17 protein-coding genes are annotated in these 21,764 nt (G+C 69.9%); 8 read left to right on the forward strand and 9 right to left on the reverse strand.

The window, feature by feature from the left end; translation table 11 throughout:
• Window positions 1–99 precede the first annotated feature (99 nt).
• Window positions 100–1,848: a ThuA domain-containing protein gene (locus tag ACIBVN_RS29245; RefSeq protein WP_397141718.1), complete on the forward strand. Its 1,749-nt coding sequence runs from the start codon at window positions 100–102 to the stop codon at window positions 1,846–1,848.
• 20 nt (window positions 1,849–1,868) lie between these two features.
• Here ACIBVN_RS29245 and ACIBVN_RS29250 read toward each other — a convergent pair whose 3' ends face one another.
• The 9 genes from ACIBVN_RS29250 to ACIBVN_RS29290 form a co-directional block, all read right to left on the reverse strand.
• Entirely contained in the window at window positions 1,869–2,828 is a 960-nt protein-coding gene (locus tag ACIBVN_RS29250; RefSeq protein WP_397141719.1) for an aminoglycoside phosphotransferase family protein, read from the reverse strand.
• A 47-nt stretch (window positions 2,829–2,875) separates the two neighbouring features.
• On the reverse strand, window positions 2,876–4,207 hold the full coding sequence (locus ACIBVN_RS29255; protein WP_397141720.1) for an alkaline phosphatase family protein: 1,332 nt from the start codon (window positions 4,205–4,207) through the stop codon (window positions 2,876–2,878).
• Entirely contained in the window at window positions 4,207–5,319 is a 1,113-nt protein-coding gene (eboE, locus tag ACIBVN_RS29260; protein WP_397141721.1) for a metabolite traffic protein EboE, read from the reverse strand. The genes ACIBVN_RS29255 and eboE overlap by 1 nt, the downstream gene beginning before the upstream one ends.
• Window positions 5,320–5,321: 2 nt before the next feature.
• Window positions 5,322–6,167: a TatD family hydrolase gene (locus tag ACIBVN_RS29265; protein WP_397141722.1), complete on the reverse strand. Its 846-nt coding sequence runs from the start codon at window positions 6,165–6,167 to the stop codon at window positions 5,322–5,324.
• Window positions 6,168–6,674: an EboA domain-containing protein gene (locus ACIBVN_RS29270; RefSeq protein WP_397141724.1), complete on the reverse strand. Its 507-nt coding sequence runs from the start codon at window positions 6,672–6,674 to the stop codon at window positions 6,168–6,170. It abuts the gene before it with no gap.
• Window positions 6,619–7,485 (reverse strand): sugar phosphate isomerase/epimerase family protein, encoded by an 867-nt coding sequence (locus tag ACIBVN_RS29275; protein ID WP_397141726.1) that lies wholly within the window; start codon window positions 7,483–7,485, stop codon window positions 6,619–6,621. The genes ACIBVN_RS29270 and ACIBVN_RS29275 overlap by 56 nt, the downstream gene beginning before the upstream one ends.
• On the reverse strand, window positions 7,482–8,327 hold the full coding sequence (locus ACIBVN_RS29280; RefSeq protein WP_397141728.1) for an SCO3242 family prenyltransferase: 846 nt from the start codon (window positions 8,325–8,327) through the stop codon (window positions 7,482–7,484). Before ACIBVN_RS29280 ends, ACIBVN_RS29275 begins: the two co-directional genes overlap by 4 nt.
• Entirely contained in the window at window positions 8,324–9,457 is a 1,134-nt protein-coding gene (locus ACIBVN_RS29285; RefSeq protein WP_397141730.1) for an inositol-3-phosphate synthase, read from the reverse strand. The genes ACIBVN_RS29280 and ACIBVN_RS29285 overlap by 4 nt, the downstream gene beginning before the upstream one ends.
• A gap of 119 nt (window positions 9,458–9,576) precedes the next feature.
• Window positions 9,577–10,797, reverse strand: coding sequence for an ROK family protein (locus ACIBVN_RS29290; RefSeq protein WP_397142059.1), 1,221 nt, complete (start codon window positions 10,795–10,797; stop codon window positions 9,577–9,579).
• Window positions 10,798–10,906: 109 nt separating this feature from the next.
• Between ACIBVN_RS29290 and ACIBVN_RS29295 the strand changes: the two genes are divergently transcribed.
• From ACIBVN_RS29295 to ACIBVN_RS29325, 7 genes are all read left to right on the forward strand, one after another.
• Complete coding sequence (locus ACIBVN_RS29295) at window positions 10,907–12,355, forward strand: sugar ABC transporter ATP-binding protein (protein WP_397141732.1); 1,449 nt, start codon at window positions 10,907–10,909, stop codon at window positions 12,353–12,355.
• Window positions 12,356–13,369 (forward strand): ABC transporter permease, encoded by a 1,014-nt coding sequence (locus tag ACIBVN_RS29300; protein WP_397141734.1) that lies wholly within the window; start codon window positions 12,356–12,358, stop codon window positions 13,367–13,369.
• Window positions 13,366–14,316: an ABC transporter permease gene (locus ACIBVN_RS29305; protein WP_397141736.1), complete on the forward strand. Its 951-nt coding sequence runs from the start codon at window positions 13,366–13,368 to the stop codon at window positions 14,314–14,316. Before ACIBVN_RS29300 ends, ACIBVN_RS29305 begins: the two co-directional genes overlap by 4 nt.
• A complete protein-coding gene (locus ACIBVN_RS29310; RefSeq protein WP_397141738.1) occupies window positions 14,303–15,511 on the forward strand; it encodes an ABC transporter substrate-binding protein in 1,209 nt (402 codons plus the stop codon). Before ACIBVN_RS29305 ends, ACIBVN_RS29310 begins: the two co-directional genes overlap by 14 nt.
• Window positions 15,512–15,549: 38 nt before the next feature.
• Window positions 15,550–16,383, forward strand: coding sequence for a sugar phosphate isomerase/epimerase family protein (locus ACIBVN_RS29315; RefSeq protein WP_397141740.1), 834 nt, complete (start codon window positions 15,550–15,552; stop codon window positions 16,381–16,383).
• Between the two features lie 156 nt (window positions 16,384–16,539).
• The gene (locus ACIBVN_RS29320) at window positions 16,540–21,129 is read left to right on the forward strand and encodes a ThuA domain-containing protein (protein WP_397142061.1); all 4,590 of its coding nucleotides are present in this window, start codon (window positions 16,540–16,542) and stop codon (window positions 21,127–21,129) included.
• A 470-nt stretch (window positions 21,130–21,599) separates the two neighbouring features.
• On the forward strand, window positions 21,600–21,761 hold the full coding sequence (locus tag ACIBVN_RS29325) for a hypothetical protein (protein WP_397141742.1): 162 nt from the start codon (window positions 21,600–21,602) through the stop codon (window positions 21,759–21,761).
• Window positions 21,762–21,764: the final 3 nt, after the last annotated feature.

The raw sequence follows: 21,764 nt of genomic DNA on the forward strand, positions 1-21,764 counted from the left end.
AGGACTCGAAGTCCAGGACGCGCAAGTGCTCACCTGCCGGACGGCTACCAACCACCGAGTCTGCCGCAAGGCGACTCGCTAACACTGATTAGGACACCCATGCTGCGACAGCTCACCCCCGCCGCGCTCGGGCGCATCGCAGGGAGCGACCGAAAGACATCTGTGCTGCGGCGCCTGTCAGCCACGGTGGCGGCGATCACCGCCGCCGCGACGCTGATCCCCGCCATCCCCGCCCAGGCCGCCGCCTTCAAGGTGCTGGTGTTCTCCAAGACGGCCGGGTTCCGGCACGACTCGATCCCCAACGGGATCCAGGCCATCCGCGACCTGGGGGCCGCCAACGACTTCGCCGTCGACGCCACCGAGGACTCGAACGCCTTCAGCACGGCCAACCTGACCCAGTACAAGGCGGTGGTGTTCCTCAACACCACCGGTGATGTGCTGAACGACAACCAGCAGGCCGCCTTCCAGACGTACGTGGACGGCGGAGGCGGTTACGTGGGGGTGCATTCGGCCGCGGACACGGAGTACAGCTGGGCGTACTACGGGCAGCTGATGGGGGCCTGGTTCAACAACCACCCGGCGATCCAGCAGGCCACCGTACGCAACGAGGACCGGGCGCACGCCGCGACCGCCCACCTGGGGGCGACCTGGTCACGTACCGACGAGTGGTACAACTACCGCGCCAACCCCCGCTCGAACGTCCGGGTGCTGCAGAGCCTGGACGAGGGCAGCTACAGCGGCGGCGGCATGGGCGATCACCCGATCACCTGGTGCCACCCCCAGTCCTCCGGCCGCGCCTTCTACACCGGCCTGGGGCACACCAAGGAGTCGTACGCCGATCCGAACTTCCGCACGCTGCTGCTCGGCGGAATCCGGTACGCGGCCAAGGTCACCAACGCCGACTGCCGCCCGGAGACCGGGTACGCGACGTTGTACAACGGGTCGACGACGGGCTGGTCGCAGGCCGGGCCGGGGTCGTTCGCCAACAGCGACGCCACGCTGACCTCCCAGGGCGGCATGGGCATGCTGTGGTACAGCGCCAAGGAGTTCCGCTCCCATTCCCTCAAGCTCGACTGGAAGATGACCGGCGACTCCAACTCCGGCGTGATCGTCGGGTTCCCCGCCACCAGTGACCCCAACGCGGCGCTCAACACCGGATATGAGGTGCAGATCGACGCGACCGACACCCCGGACAAGACGACCGGGGCGATCTACGGGTTCAAGGCCGCCGACATCGCCGCCCGAGACGCGGCGCTGAACCCGCCGGGTCAGTGGAACACCTATGAGCTGCTGGTGGAGGGCGAGCGGCTGCAGGTCTTCCTGAACGGCACCAAAATCAATGATTTCACCAACACCGATCCCGTCCGCTCGCTCCAGCAGGGCTACATCGGCATCCAGAACCACGGGTCCGGCGACGTGGTGTCATTCCGCAACATCCGCATCAAGGAACTGACCGGCACACCGGGCGGTACGAGCGCGCTGCGGGGTGTGGGGTCTGGGCGGTGCCTGGACGTCAGCGGCGCTTCGCAGTCCAACGGCGCGCAGGTGCAGATCTGGGACTGCAACGGGCAGTCGAACCAGCAGTGGACCTCCACCAGTTCCGGTGAGCTGCGGGTTTATGGCGGCAAGTGCCTGGACGTGAACGGGGCCGGGACGGCGGACGGCACCAGTGTGATCATCTGGGACTGCAACGGGCAGAACAACCAGAAGTGGCGCCTCAACGCCGACGGCAGCATGACCGCGGTCGGCGCGAACAAGTGCCTGGACGTCAGCGGCACCGCCAACGGCACCAAAGCGCGCATCTGGACCTGCACCGGAGGAACCAACCAGCGCTGGACCCGCGTCTAGCGATCAACGAGTGGCCGTGGTCACGACACCTGGCTGCTGAACACGGTGTTGCGGCGCAACTGTTCGGCGCACCACCGGAAGTGCCCGTCCCCGTCGCCCATGCCGAACAGATCGTACGTGGTGAGGGCGTATACGGCCTGGTAGGCGGTGAGGACGGCGGGCGCGTGGCCGAGTTCTTGTGCGAAGAACCGGGTGAGTTCCGCGGCGTGCTCCTCGGCATACGTGCCGTACATGTCCCAGACGGCCGCGGTGACGGCCGCCTCGAAGGCCGGATCGCCTGCGGTCGTGTAGAAGCCGAAGTCGAGTACGGCGACGGGCCGGCCGGCGGCGTCGGTGTGGATGTTGGGCGGCACGAGGTCACCGTGGATCGCTGTGACCGGAGTATCGGGAAGCGACCGCAGGGCGTTCAGCGTGCGTTCGACCCCCGCGCTGAAGTCCGGCACACGAACAGCCAGTGCAGGGCCGTGCCGCCCCACGGCCCGGACGACCAGGGCCGCGAGCGCGTCCTGGAAGCGGTCGTGACCCTGCCACAGCGGACGGTCGTCGCCCTGCACGGTCAGCCGGCGCATGGCGTCCGTACCCGGCACCAAGGCGAGGCCACGCAGGACGGCAAGCAGCGCATTCCTCAGATGAACGGGCAGCTCGCGCTCGTAGTCCTCGTGCGCGGAGTCGCCCCGCATCGGGACGCCCGGCAGCTCACGCTCGTACGTCACCACGACACCCTCGTGCTCCTGGACCTCGAAGATCTCCGGGGTGGCGAACGGCAGCCGGTGTTGCGCGATGTCCGCGTACACCTGGCGGGTGAGTTCGGTCGGCGGCCGCCCGGTCCACACCTTGGCGACCTGGCCGCCGCCCAGCCGGTAGACGACACCCTCGACGCCAGCGCCGATACGGCGGGCCCCTGGGTGTCCGCGGTCCGCGAAGTATCCGGGCCACGGATCGGCGACGCGGGCAGCCTCGGGCTTCAGCGAGATCTCCATGTGCGTATTAGATCAGCAGCTGTACCGGCCCAACCAGGAATTTTCCGTCAGCGGCTGCTCCGGGCCAGGCCGGCCAGGAGACCCTTGACCTCGGTCGCCTCATAGGAGTCACGGTCGAAGGGGCCGATGATCAGCGGGCCGTCGTCGGGGAGATCGGGCAGCCGGCCATGACTGCCCCGCACCGGCGCCGGGTCGAGCGGCACCACCCGCATCGTGTAGCGGAAGCCCAGTTTCTTCCTGGCCAGCGCCGCCGCGGCGCGGAGCTTGACGAACGGATCACTCGGGTCCATGAACAGCTCGGCGGGGTCGTAGCCGGGTTTGCGGTGGATGTCCACGAGCCTGGCGAAATCCGGGGCGCGGTCGTCGGAGAGCCAGTAGTAATAGGTGAACCAGGCGTCGGGCTCCGCCACCGCGACGAGCTCACCGGCGCGTTCGTGGTCGAGCCCGTACTTCGCCTTCCCCGCCTGGTTGAGCACCTCGTCCACGCCGGGCAGTTCGGCGATGACGGCGCGGGTGCGGTCGAGGTCGGCGGGGTCCCGCACGTACACGTGGGCCACCTGGTGGTCGGCGACGGCGAAGGCACGGGACGTCCACGGGTCGAGATACTCCATCCCGGCCTGGCTGTAGACCTCCAGGAGACCCGCGGCGCGCAGCGCCCGGTTGATGTCCACCGGGCGGGACGCCGGGGTGATGCCGTATTCCGAGAGCACGACCACCTGGGCGTCCTCGGCCAGGAGCGGGGCCAGGGCGGCGTCGACGGCGCGGGCCGCGGCGATCGCCTCGGGGCCGGCGGGGCCGTACCGCTGGAGGTCGTAGTCGAGGTGGGGCACGTAGACCAGCAGCAGATCCGGCCGTTCGCGGGCCAAAATGCGGCGGGCCGCGGCGATGATCCATTGGGAGGAGGCGATCCCCGCGTTGGGGCCCCAGTAGGTGAACAGGGGGAAGGGCCCCAGCGCGGTCTCGAGGTCGTCGTGGAGTGAGGGCGGGCGGGTGTAGCAGTCGGGCGACTTGCGGCCGTCGGCGTGGTAGACGGGGCGCGGGGTGACGAGCAGGTCGGTCGGCGCGCCCATCGCGTACCACCAGCAGACGTTGGCGGTGCGCAGGGCGGGCGCGGCGGTCCACAGCTGGTCGCCCTGGATGAGCGCGTTGTGCTGGCGCCACAGCAGCACCTCGCCGAGATCCCGGAAGTACCACCCGTTGCCGACGATGCCGTGGTCGCGGGGCATCGAACCGGTCAGCAGGGTGGCCTGCATCGAGCAGGTGACGGCCGGGAGCACGGGCCGCAGCGCGGCCGGTGCTCCCGCCTTCGCCACGTTCGGCATGTGCGCCAGCAGGCGCGGAGTGAGCCCGACGACATTGATCACGATCAGCGGTGCCATCACGTCTCCTTCAGCCCGAGGGCGGCGAGCTGCCCCCGCGTCCAGTCGAGCTCGGCGGCGATGCCCTCCGCGATGTCGGCCGGCGCGCCGGGAAGCACGTTCCACGTGTAGGTCTCCACCTCGACGTGCCTGGTCAGCGGCCGTTCTCCACCGAGGAGCGCGTCCAGCAGGTCACGCAGGTAGGGGGCGCTGGTGGCGAGCGGAGGGGGCGGCGCGTCGTGCAGCGGGACGTGGAAGTGCACGCGCCAGCTCTCGTCCGCGGGCAGGCCACCGGCCAGGGCCTCGCCCAGGTCGTCGGCGTATCCGGTGGCGGAGCGCGTCTGGTGGAGGAAACGGGCCTCGTCGAACGCGGCCAGCGCCCGCTGTGCCCCCGGCGGGGCCTCCAAGGCGCACGACGCCTGGAGCTTCACGATCGGCAGCCCGCTGCGGATGCCCGCGCCGGGTTCCTCGAAACCCACGGCCATGTGGCAGGCGTCCAGGCAGAGTCCGAGGTAGTCCTGGTCCACGTCGCTCAGCAGGGCGGTCGCCTGGGGCGTCGTCTCGACGATGCAACCGGGCTCCGGCTCGAAGCCCAGCCGGATCACCTTGCCGGTACGGCCGGCCAGCGCGCGCAGGCCCTGGGCGACCGCGTCGAGATTGGCCATGACCGCCGCCGCCTTCTTCCTCGTCCACCCGGTCCGCCAGGCGAGGGGAAGGGTCGAGATCGTGCCCTCGGAAACGTCGTCCGGCAGCAGCGCGGCGAGGATCTCGGCGAGCCCGAGCGTGTAGCGCAGCCGCTCCGCGTCGGCCCAGTCAGGGGTGTAGACGCGGTACTTCACGATCTCGTCGTGGAAGCCGCGATAGGGGAACCCGTTGAGGGTCACGACCTCCAGCCCGAGCGCGGTCAGCCGCTCGCGCAGCCCGGCCAGCTCCTCGGGCCGGGCGAGGAGGTCCGCGGCGGCGTGCTGGGACAGCCACAGCCCGAGCCCGAGCCGCTCGACGCCGAGCAGGCGCCTGACCCGCGCGGCGACGCCGGACAGCTGACCGTGGATACCGGGGAGATCCTCGGCGGGGTGGACGTTGGTGCAGTAGGACAGGTGCACCGTCGAGCCGTCCGGATGGCGCAGCCGCATGGTCAGCCCCGCTTGATCGTGTTGCCGGCGTAGTCCGGGCCGGCATCCGAGCCGGTCCCGAGGTCGAGTCGGCCGCTCTGCCCGTAGAAGGCGACCGGATTGCGCCACAGCACCCGGTCCACGTCGTCCTCGCCGAAGCCGGTCGCGAGCATGACGTCGGCCACCTCCCGCGTCTTCAGCGGGTCGCTCCGTCCCCAGTCGGCGGCCGAGTTCACCAGCATCCTGTCCGTGCCGTACTCCTTGAGCAGGGCCACCATCCGGTCCGGGTCCATCTTGGTGTCGGGGTAGATCGAGAACCCCATCCAGCAGCCCGAGTCCGCGACCATGCCGACGGTCATCTCATTGAGGTGGTCGATGAGCACCCGCTCGGGGGACATCCCGGCGGCCCGGACCACGTCGAGCGTCCGGCGGGTGCCCGCGGACTTGTCCCGATGCGGCGTGTGCACGAGTACCGGGAGATCGTTCTCCTGCGCCAGCGCGAGCTGGGCCTCGAAGGCCCGTTCCTCCTCTGCTGTCATCGAGTCGTAGCCGACCTCGCCGACCGCGACGACGGAGTCCTTCAGCAGGTAGCGCGGCAACTCGGCCAGCACCCCCGCGCACCGCGGATCGTTCGCCTCCTTCGGGTTGAGCGCGAGCGCGCAGTGGTGGTGGATGCCGTACTGCGCGGCGCGGTACGGCTCCCAGCCGAGCAGCGCGTCGAAGTAGTCGAGGAAGGTGCCCACGTTGGTACGGGGCTGCCCCAGCCAGAAGGCGGGTTCGACGACGGCCCGGACCCCCGCGGCGTGCATGCGCTGGTAGTCGTCGGTGGTCCGGGAGGTCATGTGGATGTGGGGGTCGAAGATGCGCATTCAGATCCTCTCCAGGATGTCGCGCGGGACGGGCCGGCCGGCCGCCCGCAGCTCCGCCGCGTAGTCCGACAACATCCGGGCCAGTTCGGCGTCGAAGCGGCGCTCCAGCTCGGCCACCGCCGCCAGCGGGATCGACATGAAGACGCACTTGAGCACCCCTTGCCGGAAGGAGCGGTCGTCCAGCCACGCTGAGCCGTACGGGCCGAGGGCCGCGGCGACCAGCCGCGCGTCATTGGTGCGCAGCGCGTCCTCCACCAGCCCGACCGCCGTCCCTTCCAGGTCAAGCTCATGTAGGACGGTCAAAATCGCCAGCCGCTCGCCGCTGTCGCCGGCCTCGTACAGGCTGCGGATCACCGTGTGGTGGCCGTCCAGCGCGCCGAGCAGCACACGCCGGGCGCCTGGGCCGCCCCGCCGTTCGGCCTGCGGGAAGAGCCGGTGGATCGCGTGCGGGTCAGTCTCGACCTGCCGGACGGCCTGTGCCAGCCACTCCTGCGCCGGCTCCTTCATGTGCCCTCCTCAAGAAGTCGATCGATCGGCGGGCGACCTGCGGGGCCGCATGGCTGTGCCGGGCCAGCTCCACGGCCACCAGACCCGAGTAGCCGTGCAGGGCGGCGAGCACCGGCACGAAGTCGATCTCACCCTCGCCGAATTCCAGGTGCTCGTGGACTCCCCGGCGCATGTCCTCGATCTGCACGTGCACCGTGTACGGCAGCGCCCGGCGGACACAGGTGTCCAGGTCCTCCCGCTCCACGCAGTGGCAGTGCCCGATGTCGAGGGTGAGACCGAACCGGGGATGGGCGCCGAGCATCGCACGCAGCCGCTCGAAGCCGTCCAGGTCGGCGACGAGCATCCCGGGTTCGGGTTCGAATCCCAGCGTGACGCCCACCCGGTCGGCCTCGTCGAGCAGCCGCGCGCACTGGCAGGCCAGCCGCGTGTACGCCTCCGCCTCCGGCATGCCGTCGGGCCGGACCCCGCTCCACAGATGCACCACGGGAGCGCCCAGGTCGGCGGCGACCCGCATCGCCGTGGTCAGGAACTCCACTCTGCGCTCGGCCTCCTCGCTGATGAGGGTCGGATGGTGTTTGCGCAGGGGATCGAGGGTGTAACGCCCGCCCGTCTCGACGACGGCATCGAGACCGAGGCGTTCGAGGAGCCCGGCGATTCTGGACACCTCCGCGGCCAGGCCGGGGGAGTGGGGGTCGAGATGACCGTGGTCGAGCGTGATCGCCGCACCGGTGTACCCCAGATCGGCCAGGACCGCGAGCGCCTCGGGGAGCCGGTGGCCGGAGAAGCCGTTGGTGCAGTAGGCCCACTTCACGATGTCGCCAGCCGGGATGAGAGCCACCTTCCCAGGGGCAGCGCACACAGCAGCGCGCCCGCCGTCGCGAACCGCCCGCCCCCGGCGACCGCCGCCGCCTGGAGCGGGATCAGGCCGAGGATGCTCAGACGGACGGCCTGCCGCACATTCTCGGGGTCGGGATGGGTCCGTAACCCGGCCTGGACCGGGAGGGTGGAGGCGAGATAGCCGGCGATGAGGACTCCCGCTCCGGCCCGGGCGGCGGCTCCGTTGCGCACGCAGGAGGCGGCCGCGAGCCCGGCCGCCGCGGTGCTGGCCACGAGCGCGCGCTCGGCGGTCCCGCGTGCCGCCCCCGTCACCTCGGCCCGTCCCAGAACGCTGATCCCGTAGGTGTGCGCGCCTATCGCCAGCGCCGCCGGCACGGCGGCCCTGGCCTGCTCGCCCGCGCCCAGGAGCACGTCCAGCACGCGGCAGGCCGCCATCGACGCCGCTCCCGCCGCCGTCCGTTTGAGGCCCAGGTCGTAGGCCCACACCGCGCCGGCCAGCAGGCCTGCGACGGTGAGACCGCGACGGCCGCCGGCGACGGCGGCGCTGGCCAGGCCCGCGCCGGTCAGGGCGGCCGCGAGCCCGAGCGCGGCGCCCGGGCGCACCCGGCCTGACGGGATCGGGCGTTCAGGACGCTCGACGGCGTCCGCCTCACGGTCTGCCCAGTCGTTGAGCGCCATCCCCGACCAGTACATGAGCACCGACGCCAGGGCCAGGCCGGGTGCTGGACGCCGCCCCGCGGCGGCGGCCCCCGCCATGGTGTCCCCCGGCACCGACAGCGCGGCCGGTGCGCGGACCAGCTCGAGCAGCGCCCTCATGACAGCTCCTCGGCGAAGGCGCGCAGCCGGGCGTACTGGGCGGCCAGCGCGTGCTCGTCCGTCCCCAGCGGGCTCTTGAAGAAGTAGCCGAGCTCGGGCAGCACGCCATGCCGCCCTTTCTCGTGCGCACGGGCAACCAGCCGGGCCAGGTCCAGGACGAGCGGAGCGGCCAGCGCCGAATCGCAGCCTTGCCAGGTGAACTGCAGCGTCATCCGCACGCCGAGAAAGCCTTCGAAGGTCACGTGGTCCCAGGCGGTCTTCCACTCTCCGAGATCGGGGACGTAGTCGATGTGCGTCTCCCCCTCGACGGGTTCTCCCAGGACCTTCGCGACGACCTGGTCCTTGGAGAGCTGCTTGCTGGATCTGGCGGCGGGATCGGAGAGTGTCGCCCCGTCGCCGCCGCCAAGCAGGTTGAGCCCGGACCAGGAGCGGACTCGCAGTGCCCGGTCGGCGAACATGGGCGCCAGGGCGCTCTTGACCAGGGTCTCGCCGGTCTTGCCGTCACGTCCCGCGTACGGCACGCCCCGCTGGGCGGCGAGTTCCTCCAGGGCGGGCAGGGCCGGCCCGGTGGAAGGGGTGAACTCCACATGGCCGCACCCGGCGTGGAACGCCGCATAGGCGTACAGCGAGCTCGGCGGCAGGACGTCGTCCCCCGCGGCGAGCCGCTCCTCGAGGTGGCTCAGCCTCTCGAACTCCGGGCGCGAATCCACTGGGGGCTCGGTCGACGACACGTTGACGACGACCACGCGGGCCAGCCCGTGCCGGGCGCGGAAGCCGGTGATGTCGTCGATCAGGCGGGTCGCGGCCCGGCCGCCGTCGCCGGGGACGTAGCCCGGCCGGATCTCGGCGTCGGCTGCGTCCAGATCGGACGCGAGCAGCCCCGGGAGGTCCGGTGGTATGACCCCCGCTCGGCCCAGCTGTTCGGCGCGCTTGCGTAAGGACGTCTCGGTGATGTCATGGCCGCCGAAGACCAGGTCGGTGAGTGGAACCAGGCGCCCGGGAAAGCCGGGGGACTCGCTCACACATCCTTGCGGGGATGCCGCTCCCGCCCTGAGGGCCGCGGCACCCACGATGGCCGTGGTCGCCACGGATCCCCGCGCCCCGATAAGCCACACACCGAGCTTGTCCATGAAAGCTCCATCGTGTCGGGACTACCCCCGCATGCGAAGGCATCCGGTATGTAAGTATCCGCGATGTTAAGAGTGCCTTTTGTCGATGGTCAAGCATAAGCGGGCTAATCGCTGTCTTATCATTCGTCGCTTATGGCCATCACCGCCTGGTCCACTGCCTCGGGCGCCAGCACGTGCTCGAGCACCATCACCGCCGCACCTGTGATGCCCGCGCGGTCGCCGAGCTCGCTCGGCAGGATGCCGAGGTGCTGCGTGGCCAGCGGCAGAGACCTGCTGTAGACCACCTCGCGGACGCCGGCGAGCAGGTGTTCGCCCGCCTCCGCGAGGTCGCCGCCGATGACAATGAGCGAGGGGTTGAAGAAACTGACGACCGAGGCCAGGACCGTGCCGATCTCCCGGCCGGCCTGCCGGACCGCCTGGATCGCGGAGACATTGCCCGCTCGCACCAGTCCGACGACGTCGCGGCCGACGGAGGCGTGCTCGCCCGCCGCGCGCAGGCGGGCGGCCAGCGCGCCACCGCTCGCCACGGCCTCCAGGCATCCGGTGTTGCCGCAACGGCAGACGACGTCCTCGTACGACGGGACCCGGATATGGCCGATGTCGCCGGCCGCTCCCTGGACGCCGCGATGCAGGCGGCCCTCGCTCATGATCCCGCAGCCGACACCTGTGCCGATCTTGACGAAGATCATGTGCTTGACCTGCGATCGCACCGCCCAGTACTCGCCGAGCGCCATGATGTTCACGTCGTTGTCGACCAGCACCGGGGCGCCGAGCCGGGCGCTCAGCCACTCGGGCACCGCGAAGCGGTCCCACCCGGGCATGATCGGCGGGTTGACCGGCTTGCCGGTGTCGTGCTCCACCGGGCCGGGGAGGCCGACGCCGATGCCGCACACGTCGGCGATGCCGCGTCCGCACTCGCCGAGCAACTCGTGGAAGCTCTCGACGAGCCAGGTCAGCACGGGCTCCGGGCCCCGGTCGATGGGCATCTCGGCACTGCGCTCGGCGAGCACGGTGGTCGCGAGGTCGGTGACGGCGAGCCGGGCGTGCGTCACGCCCAGGTCCGCCGCCAGCACGACCCGTGCGCTCTGGTTGAAGGCGAACGTCGTCGCCGGACGCCCGCCGGACTGGATCGCATCGTCGGTCGGTGCCACCAGGCGCTGATCGAGCAGGGCGTCCAGCCGGAGCGACAGCGTCGAACGGGCCCATCCGGTGAGCTGGGCCAGCTCGGCACGGGTGCGGGGCCGCCCGTCGCGCAGGATCGAGAGCAGGACCCCTGCACCAGTGGGCGAGCCACCGGTGTCGATCGGCGGGCTCTTCGTGGGGACGACATCTTTCGCGATCACCTCCCGATTATGTCGTATGGGTACGTGCTTTTGCTTGACCGTCGACATAAGCCCGCTTAGCATCCCGCAACATGAGGGATATAAGCCCGAAACGTGCCGATAGCTGGTGGACCGAGTGCTGAGCATGCGCGGCATCGGCAAGAGCTTCCTGGGCGTGCGGGTGCTGTCCGGAGTCGACCTGGACGTGACGGCCGGCGAGGTCCACGCCGTCGTCGGCGAGAACGGCGCCGGCAAGTCCACCCTGATGAAGATCGTCTGCGGGGTTCACGCGCCGGACGAGGGCACGATCGAGATCGACGGTCGGCCCGTCTCCTTCGGCCATCCGCTCGAGGCGCAGCGCTCCGGCATCGCGATCATCTACCAGGAGTTCAACCTGCTGCCCGAGCGCACCGTCGCCGAGAACGTCTTCCTCGGGCGCGAACCCGTCAGGCGGGGCCTGGTCGACCGGGTCGCCATGGAGGAGGCGACCGCGCGGCTCCTCGACGAGCTGGGCGAGGACTCCTTCGGCCCCCGTGACGCCGTCAAGCGCCTGTCGGTGGCCCAGCAGCAGGTGGTCGAGATCGTCAAGGCGTTGTCGGTGAACGCCCGGCTCGTCGTCATGGACGAGCCCAGCGCGGCGCTCGCCGAGCACGAGGTCGAGCTGCTCTACCGGCTGATCGGGCGGCTGAGGGAACGCGGCGTCGCCGTCGTGTACATCTCCCACCGATTACGCGAGGTGTTCGACCTCGCTGACCGGGTCACCGTGCTCAAGGACGGCTCGCGCGTCACCACGCTCCCGATCGGCGAGGTGACCCCCGACGAGCTGATCCGCCTGATGGTGGGGCGCGACCTCGGCACCTACTTCCCGCCCCGCTCGGCCGGCGCCGGCGAGGTACGGCTCAGCCTGCGCGGGGCGGGCAACAGCAAGCTCCGCCACATCGATCTGGAACTGCGTGCCGGGGAGATCGTCGGCATCGCGGGCCTGCAGGGATCCGGCAGATCGGAACTCGCCAAAGCGATCTTCGGCGCGGAGCCGTTCACCACGGGCGAGATGACCCCGTCGCGCCCGCGCTCGGTCCGGGAAGGCGTGGCCATGGGCATCGGGCTGGTGACCGAGGACCGCAAGGCCGAAGGGCTCGCGCTGCGCCAGTCCGTGCGCGACAACGCCCTGCTGGTCGCCCGCGCGGTGGGCGCCAAGGGCCGTAACGGCCTGCGCGACCTGCTCGAACGGGTACGCCTCTCGCCTCCCCGCCAGGACCAGGAGGTCCGCTACCTGTCCGGAGGCAACCAGCAGAAGGTCGTGCTCGCCAAATGGATGACGACGGCGCCGCGGGTGCTGCTGTTCGACGAACCGACCCGGGGCGTCGATGTCGGGGCCAAGGCCGCGATCCACGACCTGATGCGCGAGCTGGCGAATGACGGCATGGCCATCATGATGATCTCTTCCGAGCTGCCCGAGCTCATCGGCATGAGCGATCGCGTCGTCGTCCTGCGCGACGGCCGCATCGCGGGCACCCTGCCGGCAGGGGCCTCCGAGGAGGCCATCATGCGCCTGGCCGCGGGAGAGGTGGCCTGAATGAACCTGCTCGTACGCGTCCGCCGTCCCGCCCGCCGCGGCGAGGCGCACGGCGGCCTGGCGGCGCTGTTGCGCGAACCCACACAGGTGGTGTTCCTCGCGCTGCTCGGCCTGGTCGCGGTCGGCTGGGCCCTCGCCGCGCTCGATGGTGACCAGTTCCTCACCATGGAGAGCGTCGTCGGGATCCAGCAGCGTTCGGCGGCCCTCGGCATCGTGGCGATCGGGCAGACGCTGGCGATCCTGGCCGGGTCGCTCGACCTGTCCGTGGCGTACCTGATCAGCCTGGCCTCGCTGGTCGCGGCGGAGATCATGGCGGGCCAGGACGGAAACATCGTGCCGGCCGTCGCCGCGGTGCTGGCCATCAGCGCGCTGGTGGGGCTGGTCAACGGGCTGGTCATCACCCGGCTCCAGGTCCACGCCTTCATCGCCACGCTCGGCGTCGCCCTGATCATCAAGGGCATCGTCGACCACCTGTACGACGGCCCGGCGGGCAAGGTTCCCGAGTCGTTCCAGCTCCTCGGATACTCCCGCATCGGGCCGATCCCCATCTCCGCCATGCTCTGGGCGGGCGTGGCCGTCGTGGCCTGGTTCCTGCTGAGCAGGACCCGGCTGGGGTACCGGATCTACGCGGTGGGCGGGAACGAGGAGGTCGCCCGCCTGTCCGGGATCCGTACGGGCCGGGTCATCGTGCTCACCCACGTGCTCTGCTCGGTCTGCGCCGGCATCGCGGGCCTGCTGCTGGCCAGCAGGCTCGGGGCAGGGGCGCCCACGGTGGGCACCGACGGCGGCTACGACCTGGAGTCCATCGCCGCGGTCGTGCTCGGCGGGACCGCGCTGGCCGGAGGCAAGGGCGGGGTCGCCGGAGTCGTGGGCGGGGTCCTGCTGCTGGCCGTCCTGGACACCATCTTCAATCAGCTCGAGGTCAATTCCTTCGTCAAGGACGTGGTCCGCGGCGTGGTCATCGTCATCGCGGTGGCCGTCTACGCCCGGCGCGGAACAAGGCGGTCGGCATGAAGCGGACACTTCCCATCCTCGCGGTCCTCGTGGTGCTGCTGGCCGCGATCGCGGTCGCCAACCCCTTCTTCCTGGAGCCCGCCGGCTTCCTGGCGTTCCTCAAACGGGCCGCGCCGCTGGTGATCCTCGCCGCGGGACAGTATTTCGTCATCGTCTCCGGCGAGTTCGACCTGTCGGTCGGCTCGCTGGTGACGGCCGAAGTGGTGATCGCCGCGCGGCTCATCGACGGCGACGAGTCCGCCACCTGGCCGGTCCTCGCCCTGCTGATCGTCGTCGGGCTGTTCGCCGGACTGGTCAATGGCGTGGTCACCACCAAGCTGCGGGTGCCGTCGTTCATCGTGACGCTCGGCATGCTGCTCATCCTCAGCGGGGCGGTCTTCCTCTGGACGGGCGGCGCGCCGCGTGGCGCGCTGTCGGAGGGCTTCCGGGTGTTCGGCCGGGGCGGCCTCGGGCCGCTGCCGTGGTCGGTGCTGATCCTGCTGGCCGTGGGTGCGGCGGCGATCTGGCTCATGCGCGCCGATTTTGGCAAGACCCTCATCGCCACCGGTGACAACGAGCGTGCCGCGGCGCTGTCCGGGGTTCGGGTCGACCGGGGCAAGATCTTCGCCTTCATGCTCTCCGGTCTGGCCGCGGCCGTCGCGGCGATCCTGCTCGGCGGTTTCGCCGGGGTCTCGGCGCAGGTGGGCCAGGGACTCGAGTTCTCCGCCATCACCGCGGTCGTCCTCGGCGGCGTGGTGCTCGGCGGCGGCCGCGGCTCCGTGCTGGCCGCCATGGCCGGGGCCTTCACGCTGGAAGCGCTGTTCACCCTGCTCAACCTGTACGGAATCTCGGGGGCGCTGGAGTTCACCGTGCAGGGCGTCATCATCATCGCCGCGGTCGCGGCGGGAGCCATCCGACTTCCCTGGAAGTTCACCCCCCGAAGAGGAGACGCCCATGCCGCGTCGTAAGGCCGCAGCCGCCGTTCTCGCCGCACTCGCTCTCGCCGGCTGCACCACCGACAAGCCGACGGCAACCACCCAAGCCGCAGCCCCCGCCGCGAGCGCCAGCCAGAGCGCTCAAGGTTCGGGTACGGGCGCGCAGTCGAAGTTCTTCGTGCAGGCGGACTTCGACGCCCAGCTGGCCATGCGCTCCCAGACGCCGCAGGGCCCCACGGACAAGCCCTGGGAGCAGGCCATCGCCCCGAAGATGATCGACACAGCGAAGTACAAAAAGGACGGGCCGTACCACCTGTGCTTCTCCAACGCGGCGGTCAACAACCCCTGGCGCCAGGTCGGGTGGAAGACGATGCAGGCCGAGGCCGGCCTGCACAAGGAGATCACCAAGTTCACCGCGCTGGATGCCGAGGGCAAGGACGACAAGCAGATCTCCGACATCGCCGAGCTGCAGGCCAAGGGCTGCGACGCGCTGATCGTCTCGCCGAACACCACGGCCACGCTCACCCCCGCCGTGACGGCCGCCTGCGGGAAGGTGCCCGTCATCGTGTTCGACCGGGGCGTCGAGACGGACTGCCCGGTGACGTTCATCAAGCCCATCGGCGGCTACGCCTTCGGCGCCGACGCCGCCGAGTTCCTGGTCGAGAAGGTGCCGGCGGGCGGGAAGGTGCTGGCGCTGCGCATCCTGCCCGGCGTGGACGTGCTGGAGACCCGCTGGTCGGCGGCGAAGGTGGTCTTCGACAAGAGCAAGCTCCAGGTGGCGGGGGTGGAGTTCACCGACGGCGACGCCGCCAAGACCAAGAGCATCGTCAGCGACTACATCCAGCGGCATGGCAAGATCGACGGCGTCTGGATGGACGCGGGCGCCACGGCGGTGGCCGCGATCGAGGCGTTCGAGGACGCCGGCCTGCCGGTGCCGCCGATCAACGGCGAGGACCAGCAGGACTTCCTGCAGAAGTGGAAGGACGCGGGCCTGACCGCCGTCGCACCCACGTACCCGACCTACCAGTGGCGCACCCCGATCATCGCCGCTCTGAAGATCCTCAAGGGCGAGGAAGTGCCCGAGATGTGGAACCTGCCGCAGCCGAAGGTCACCAGCGAGAACCTGTCGACCTACCTCAAGCCCAACATGCCGCCGCTGCACTACGCGCTGTGCGGCTGTGAGGACCTGCCCGGGTTCCCCGAGACCTGGGGCGGGAAGAAGAGCTGATCGGCTCCTTCCGCGAACCGACGACGAAGAGGGACGCCATGTTCTCCATCGGAGTGAACACCTGGGTCTGGGTCTCCCCGCTGACCGACGAAGACCTGGCGCGGCTCGCGCCCCGCATCGCCGGGTGGGGCTTCGACGTCATCGAGCTGCCCGTCGAGCAACCCGGCGACTGGAACCCGGACAAGGCCGCGGCGGTGCTGGCCGAGCACGGGCTGGCCGCGTCCGTGGTGCTGGTCATGCCGCCGGGGCGCGAGCTCGTGGCCGCCTCCCCGGAGACGGTCCGCGCAACCCAGGACTATCTGCGGCACTGCGTCGACGTGGCGGCGACCGTCGGCTCCCCGGTGATCGGGGGGCCGGCGTACGCCTCGGTCGGCCGTACGTGGCGGCTGTCACCGGACGAGCGCCGGGGAGTCTACGTCGAGTTGCGTGAGCATCTGCGGCCCGTCCTGGACCACGCGGCCGAGCGCGGGGTGAAGCTCGCGGTCGAGCCGCTCAACCGGTATGAGACCAGCCTCGTCAACACCGTCGAGCAGGCGCTGGAGGCGCTGCCCGAGGACTGCCACCTGGCACTCGACATCTACCACATGAACATCGAGGAGAAAGACCCCGCCCAGGCGGTGCGGGTCGCGGCGGATCGGATCGCGCACGTGCAGGTGTGCGGCACCGATCGCGGCACGCCGGGGGCCGACCGCTTCGACTGGCCCGGCTTCACCCGGGCCCTGCACGACGTCGGCTATCAAGGCCCGCTCGTCATCGAGTCCTTCACCGCGCACAACCAGACCATCGCCACCGCGGCCTCCATCTGGCGGCCCCTCGCCGAAAGCCAGGACGCGCTGGCCGTCGACGGCCTCGCCTACCTGCGCGCCCTCTGACACCCGTTCACCGTTTCTGACATCCGCCGGCGTGCGCCCACTGACGTGCGCCTTTCCAGCAGCGTTCCCTTCGCGCCTCGTCTCGAGTTGTCCCCGCACTCCCGGAGATTCGCCATGCGACGATTTCTCGCTGCCCTCTTACTCCCCGCCTTGTTGATGGCGCTTGCGCCGGCTTCCGCCCACGCGACCGGCGCCGCCCTCCACGGGTTCCGCGCCCTGCTGTTCACCAAGGCAGTGGGATACGTGCACGCGTCCATCCCGGCCGGCGTCCAGATGGTGAACGAGCTGGCCGCGGCCCATGACTTCGAAGTGGTGCAGAGCGCCGACTCCTCGGTGTTCAACGACACCGACCTGGCCACGTTCGACGTGATCATCATGCTGCAGAACTCCGGCATGGTCTGGGAGAACGACGCCCAGCGGCAGGCGCTGCAGAAGTTCGTCCGGTCGGGCAAGGGCGTCGTGGCCATCCACAACGCGCTCGACATGGGCATCGAGAACGAGTTCCCCTGGTGGGACGAGCTGATCAACGGCGGCGCCCACATGCCGGCGCACTCGCCCGGCACACTCCAAGGGCTGGCCAAGGTCGTCGACCGCGTGCACCCCTCCACCAAGAACCTCCCGCAGCGGTGGCAGCGCGCGGAGGAGTGGTACAACTTCGCGCCCAACCCGCGCGGCAACGTGCACGTCCTGGTCGCCGCCGACGAGACGACCTACAACCCAGGCTCCTCGGCCATGGGGCCGGACCACCCGATCTCCTGGTGCCGCCAGGCCGAAGGCGCCCGGGTGTGGGCCACTGCCATGGGTCACGAGGCGGCCGCCTATGCCGAGCCGGAGTTCCGCGAGCATGTCCTCGGCGGCGTCGAGTGGGCGGCCGGTGTCCAGCCGGGCGACTGCGGCGGCACCGTGTGGAGCAGCTTCGAGAAGGTCACCCTGGACGACAACACCAGCAACCCGATGGAGCTGGACGTCGCTCCTGACGGGCGGGTGTTCTACGTCCAGCGCCAGGGTGAGGTGAAGATCCACAAGCCGGACACCCACATGACCGTCACCGCCGCCACCCTCAACGTCTACACCGGCGGCGAGGACGGCCTGGTCGGCATGGAACTCGACCCGAACTTCGCCCAGAACGGATGGATCTACCTGTACTGGTCGCCGGCCGGCAGCGCCGAAGACGTCAACCGGCTGTCCCGGTTCACCGTGCAAGGCGACAGCATCGACCTGAGCACCGAGAAGAAGATCATCGAAATCCCCGCCTATCGCGCACGGACCTACCCCGAGCCGGGCCACACCGGCGGCGCGGTCGAGTTCGGCCCCGACGGCAGCCTCTACCTGAGCGTCGGCGACGACGTCCCGCCGAACCTGTCCGGTGACTGGCAGGGTTACGCGCCGCTCGACTGGCGGCCCGGCCAGCACATGCTGGACACCGCCCGCACCGCGGGCAACACCAACGACCTGCGCGGCAAGATCCTGCGGATCAAGCCGAAGGCCGACGGCGGCTACGACATACCCGAGGGCAACCTCTTCCCGCCGGGCACCGCGAAGACCCGTCCCGAGATCTACGCCATGGGCTTCCGCAACCCCTTCCGGTTCACCGTCGACGCCAAGACCGGTTACCTGCACGTGGCCGACTACGGCCCGGACCGCGGCGGCCCCGCCACCGACCGCGGCCCTGAGGGGCTGGTGGAATACAACGTCATCAAGAAGCCGGGCAACTTCGGGTGGCCGTTCTGCCACGGTGACAACCAGCCGTACGCGCCGTACAACCCGGACACCAAGGAGGTCGGCGCCAAGTTCAACTGTGCCGCCCCCGTCAACGAGTCGCCGAACAACACCGGCCTCACCGAGCTGCCGCCGATCGAGAAGCCGGTCATGTGGTACGGCTACGGCACCTCCCCGGCCTTCCCTGAGCTCGGCTCGGGCGGCTCGGCGCCGATGAGCGGCCCCGTCTACCGGTATCAGCCGGACAACCCGTCGAAGACCAAGTTCCCGGCCTACTTCGACGGCGTCAACTTCTTCTACGAGTGGTCGCGCCACTACGTGAAGGAGATCCACCTCGACTCTGACGACCAGGTCTTCAAGATCAACAGCTTCCTCGGGAGTACGCCCTTCCTCAAGCCGATGGACATGACCTTCGGTCCGGACGGCGCGATGTACCTGCTGGAGTGGGGCACCGAATTCGGCGGCGGCAACAACGACTCCGGCCTCTACCGGATCGACTACGCGGCCGGCGCCCGCTCGCCGGTGGCGAAGGCCACCTCCTCGAGGGTCGACGGCGTCACTCCGCTGACCGTCGAGTTCGACGCCTCCGGCAGTTACGATCCCGACGGGGACTCCCTCACCTATGCCTGGGACTTCGACGGCGACGGCACCGTCGACTCCACCCAGGTCAAGGCCACCCACGTGTACCAGACCACGGGCCGGTTCACGGCCCAGCTCAAGGTGACCGACAGCACCGGCAAGGAGGGTTTCGCCAACATCGAGATCACCGCCGGCAACAGCAAGCCCATGGTGACCATCGAGACCCCGCTGAACGGCGCGCCGATCCAGTTCGGCCAGGACGTACCGTACAAGATCAAGGTCACCGACCCGGAGGACGGCGAGATCGACTGCGCCAAGGTGTTCGTCAACCCGGCGCTCGGCCATGACGACCACGAGCACGAGACCGTGGAGATCCCCGGGTGCGAGGGCGTCGTCAAGACCGGCGACCTCGGCGGGCATCCCGACGGCGCCAACCTGTTCTACGTCCTCAACGCCCACTACACCGACGGCTCGCAGGACATGCCGCTCACCGGCCGGGCCAAGGCGATCCTGCAGCCGATGCGCAAGCAGGCCGAGTTCTTCAACGCCCAGGCAGGCGTGCGGGTCATCGACGAGCCGGGCGCCGAGAGCGGCAAGCGCATCGGCGACATCAGCAACAACGACTGGATCTCGTTCACCCCGATGAACCTGCACGCCGTCAAGGGCGTGAACTACCGGCTGTCCAGCCCCGCCGGCGGCGGACTGATCGAGCTGCGCGCCGAGTCCCCCACCGGCCGGCTGCTGGCCAGCGCGGCCGTCCCCAACACCGGGGACTGGAACAACTACCAGCAGACCCAGACCGTCCCGGTGGCGGCGGACGCGACCACCTCGACGCTCTACGTGGTGTTCAAGAACTCCGCCAACAACGCCTTCGACCTGGACGCCGTCCAGTTCGTGAGCGAGGCTCCACCCCCCGCGATCGAGCCGGGCGTCTACACGGTCACCGCCCAGCACAGCGGCAAGAACGTGACCACGCAGAACGCGTCGACCGCTGACAACGCCAAGCTCGTCCAGATGGGCGCCACCGAAGACCCCATCCAGCGGTGGGAACTGGTGACCGCGCCCGGCGGCTACCAACTCAAGAACGTCGGCAGCGGCAAGTGCGCGGACATCCCGGGCGGCACGACCACACCCGGCACCCAGCTCGTCCAGTGGACCTGCCACGCAGCCGGCAGCGGGGACGCGCCCAACCAGTACTTCACCGTGGTCCCGACCGGCGGCGGCGAAGGCCTCTTCCAGATCGTCTCCGCCAAGACCGGGCTGTGCGTCGACATCAACGGCGTCTCCCAGGCCGACGACGCCGCGGTGATCCAATGGAACTGCTCAGCCGCACTCAACCAGACCTTCCGCCTCACCAAGGTCGGCGGAGGCGGTGACCCCGTCGACGAGACCGCGCCGACCACCACGGCGAAGCAGAACCCGGCCGAGCCGAACGGCAAGGACGGCTGGTACACCGCCGCGCCGGTCGAGATCACCCTGACCGCGGCGGACGAGGAGGACGGCAGCGGCGTGGCGGCCACCGAATTCCGGATCGACGGCGGCGCCTGGACCGCCTACAGCACGCCGTTCACGGTCAGCGGTGACGGGGCGCACACCCTCGAATACCGCTCCCGGGACGGCGCGGGCAACGTCGAGCAAGCCCGCTCGCTCACTCTCAAGATCGACGCCACCGCCCCGCAGACCACTGCGTCGTTCGCCCCGCCGAACGAGAACGGATGGAGCAAGGACTCGGTCCCGGTCGAGCTGGCCGCGCAGGACGCCCACTCTGGCGTCAAGCGCATCGAGTACTCGCTCGACGGCGGCGCCTGGACGGCCTACCCGGGAGCGGCCGTGGTGGTGGACGGCGACGGCGAGCACGAGTTGCGCTACCGCACGGCCGACGCGGCGGGCAACGTCGAGGAGGAGAAGGCGGCGGTGCTGAAGATCGACGCCACCAAGCCCATCCTGCTCGTGTCGGGCGTGGCCGACGGCGAGGTGTACGGCGACTCCCAGGACGTGGTGATCACCTGGGAAGCCGTGGACGCCACCTCGGGCGTCCGCAGCACGACCGGCACCCTCGACGGCGCCCCGCACACGCCGGGTTCGGTGCTGCCGCTGTTCACTCAGACGCTGGCGGCGCACATGATCGCGGTGACCTCGACCGACAATGCCGGGAACGCGGTGACGACCTCGGTGCGGTTCAACGTCACCACCTCGTTGCGGGACATGCAGAACCTGCTCGACCGATTCCGGGCCACCAGCTGGCTGTCAGCGGGCGCGCACGACAAGCTGACGAGCAAGCTGACCCAGGCCCGCAGGGCGGAGGCATCCGGCAACGACGGCCGGGCGGTGCGGCTCCTCACCGAGTTCAAGGGACTCGCCGCGGACGCGAAGCTGGTCCCGCGCGCCGAGGTGCGCCAGGTGCTCACCCGCGACGCCGACAAGATGCTCTCGGTCATCGGCGGCTGACAGCTGAACGTCGGGGGCCGGAGCGCATCGCTGCGCCCCGGCCCGCCGGTGTCCGTGTCATGCCTGAGGTGGTCGCTGATGATCGCCCGACACAGAGCTTGAAAGTTTCATACTTATCGAGCGCCTAACTAAATTCGCAAAGTATGGCCAATCTTTGCCGAGCTGAGAGTCAATGAGACAATAGGCGCCCTCGGTGCCCACCTGAAATGCCGATTTTCGATAAGGCGGCGAGACCTTCGCCCAGTGGAAGAGGAAAAGCCGGCCTCTGATCCGCCTGAATAAGCATGCTTGACAGGTATGTTAGCCAGGCCTATTTTCGTTCCGAATCGATTCGACATCTGTCGCATGGTCAGGCCCGGCGTCACCGTGCCGGGCGCCGTCCAGCGACCGTGGCGTCCTCGCCGGAAGACTGCCCCGGCGAACCGCAAGCCGCCCGACACGACTCCCGCCCCGCCCGTTAGGAGATCCCCGTGCTGAAGATGACCGGCATCGGCGAAAGCTTCCTGGGCGTACGGGTCCTCAACGGAGTGGACCTGGAGTCGTCCGCCGGCGATGTCCACGCGGTGGTGGAGAACGGCGCAGGCAAGCCGACGCTCACCAAGGCACCCTTCAACTCCGACCGTTGCCGGTAACCC

The organism is Nonomuraea sp. NPDC049400, from assembly GCF_044466425.1.
Taxonomy (GTDB): Bacteria; Actinomycetota; Actinomycetes; order Streptosporangiales; family Streptosporangiaceae; genus Nonomuraea.

Bases quoted from the DNA above. Each gene is read 5' to 3' on its own strand.
- ACIBVN_RS29245 (WP_397141718.1), top strand. From the start codon at position 100: ATGCTGCGACAGCTCACCCCCGCCGCGCTCGGGCGCATCGCAGGGAGC.
- ACIBVN_RS29305 (WP_397141736.1), top strand. From the start codon at position 13,366: ATGAAGCGGACACTTCCCATCCTCGCGGTCCTCGTGGTGCTGCTGGCC.
- ACIBVN_RS29255 (WP_397141720.1), bottom strand. From the start codon at position 4,207: ATGGCACCGCTGATCGTGATCAATGTCGTCGGGCTCACTCCGCGCCTG.
- ACIBVN_RS29300 (WP_397141734.1), top strand. From the start codon at position 12,356: ATGAACCTGCTCGTACGCGTCCGCCGTCCCGCCCGCCGCGGCGAGGCG.
- ACIBVN_RS29315 (WP_397141740.1), top strand. From the start codon at position 15,550: ATGTTCTCCATCGGAGTGAACACCTGGGTCTGGGTCTCCCCGCTGACC.
- ACIBVN_RS29250 (WP_397141719.1), bottom strand. From the start codon at position 2,828: ATGGAGATCTCGCTGAAGCCCGAGGCTGCCCGCGTCGCCGATCCGTGG.
- eboE (WP_397141721.1), bottom strand. From the start codon at position 5,319: ATGCGGCTGCGCCATCCGGACGGCTCGACGGTGCACCTGTCCTACTGC.
- ACIBVN_RS29265 (WP_397141722.1), bottom strand. From the start codon at position 6,167: ATGCGCATCTTCGACCCCCACATCCACATGACCTCCCGGACCACCGAC.
- ACIBVN_RS29320 (WP_397142061.1), top strand. From the start codon at position 16,540: ATGGCGCTTGCGCCGGCTTCCGCCCACGCGACCGGCGCCGCCCTCCAC.
- ACIBVN_RS29310 (WP_397141738.1), top strand. From the start codon at position 14,303: ATGCCGCGTCGTAAGGCCGCAGCCGCCGTTCTCGCCGCACTCGCTCTC.
- ACIBVN_RS29280 (WP_397141728.1), bottom strand. From the start codon at position 8,327: ATGAGGGCGCTGCTCGAGCTGGTCCGCGCACCGGCCGCGCTGTCGGTG.
- ACIBVN_RS29285 (WP_397141730.1), bottom strand. From the start codon at position 9,457: ATGGACAAGCTCGGTGTGTGGCTTATCGGGGCGCGGGGATCCGTGGCG.
- ACIBVN_RS29270 (WP_397141724.1), bottom strand. From the start codon at position 6,674: ATGAAGGAGCCGGCGCAGGAGTGGCTGGCACAGGCCGTCCGGCAGGTC.